Origin of the sequence: Mesorhizobium sp. M7A.F.Ca.MR.362.00.0.0 (assembly GCF_004023175.1) — a bacterium.
In the GTDB taxonomy this organism is placed as follows: Bacteria; Pseudomonadota; Alphaproteobacteria; order Rhizobiales; family Rhizobiaceae; genus Mesorhizobium.
Window position 1 is genome coordinate 13,024 of sequence record NZ_RZTF01000158.1, and the last position, 499, is coordinate 13,522.

1 protein-coding gene is annotated in these 499 nt (G+C 67.5%); it reads right to left on the reverse strand.

Going from position 1 to position 499, the window contains the following annotated elements; genetic code table 11:
- Nucleotides 1-54: 54 nt before the first annotated feature.
- On the reverse strand, nt 55-499 hold a 445-nt coding region (locus EOC06_RS19460; RefSeq protein ID WP_128308542.1), incomplete at its 5' end, for a TetR/AcrR family transcriptional regulator.

Genomic DNA, 499 nt, shown 5'->3' on the forward strand with positions numbered 1-499 from the left:
CTCTCATCCCTCCCGGCCTTGCTGGCGGATTTCGAGCACACCAGCCGGCGTTTGTCACGCCGCGCTGCCGCCGGCCAGCGTCCTCCAGGCCGCCATGGCCCCGGCTACCGTCGCCAGCAGGGCATTATGCGAGGCGCCGTCGCGCGCCTGGATCGACATGCCGTGCTGGACCGTGGCGAAGAAAGTCGCGGCAGCACTAGAGTCGAAATCCGCCGGCAATTCGCCTTCGGCAACGCCGCGCTCCAGACGCTTCTGCAGTGCGGTGTGGTTTTCGGCGCGACGACGGCGCAGGTCGTCGCAGATGGCGCCGCGGCTCGAATCCTGATGCAGTGCGCCCAGCGTGATCAGGCAGCCCTGCGGACGATCGCTCTGCGCATAGGCCCTCGCCGTCAGGCTCAGGAATTGTTCGATCGCCTGCCGCGCGGTCGGAGCTTCCTCCAGCGCCAGCCAGATGTCGGCACCCTCGGTGTGCGAGTAAAAATCCGTCGCCTCCAGGAAC